Below are 564 nucleotides of genomic sequence, written 5' to 3'. Positions count from 1 at the left end.
AGTTGTTTTATATCTCCAGGAGCTCCGCTCGCGGACATGGGCCGGTGGTGCTGGGCAAACTCAAACCGAGAACCCTCAGCAGGCGTTTTAATAGCGAGATTGGAAATTCCGCCGCCGGTCGCCGCCGTTTGAGTTGGCAGACCGGAAGCCTGAGGTGGGGCGTTCTTCTCGGGGGCGAGCCTTGTTGACCTTGAGGTTGCGGCCCATCCATTCTGCGCCGTCCGGAGCGGCAATGGCAGCCTGCTCTTCGGCTTCAGAGCTCATTTCCACGAACCCAAAACCGCGGATGCGGCCTGTCTCACAGTCGGTGGGGATCTGCACCCGCTTCACGGAACCGTACTCAGCAAAAACAGCGGTCAAATCCGCTTCCGTCACCTTAAAGGAATTGACATCGACGATCTCCGAAAGAGAGAGGAACAAAAAGCGAGATATTCGGAGAGCCGTCTGCCAATACAAAACGTGAAAACCCGCCAAGATCAGAAGAACCGAACGCTACAACCGACATCTATCTCGAACACAGAGATGGGGGATAGCCACTCCCATTGCACGAAAATAGCCAGTGCC

General features: G+C 55.9%; 1 protein-coding gene. It reads right to left on the bottom strand.

Annotation, left to right across the window (positions count from 1 at the left end; genetic code table 11):
• Positions 1–87 precede the first annotated feature (87 nt).
• Positions 88–399 carry an RNA recognition motif domain-containing protein gene (locus tag NW827_RS09935; protein WP_414503637.1) on the bottom strand — a complete coding sequence of 104 codons (312 nt, stop codon included), beginning with the start codon at positions 397–399 and terminating at the stop codon, positions 88–90.
• Between the last annotated feature and the right edge of the window lie 165 nt (positions 400–564).

The sequence above is a fragment of the Synechococcus sp. H70.1 genome (assembly GCF_047502705.1).
Lineage (GTDB): Bacteria > Cyanobacteriota > Cyanobacteriia > Thermostichales > Thermostichaceae > Thermostichus.
Note: the sequence above shows the minus strand (reverse complement) of the source record. Positions and strands in the feature narration are given on the sequence as shown.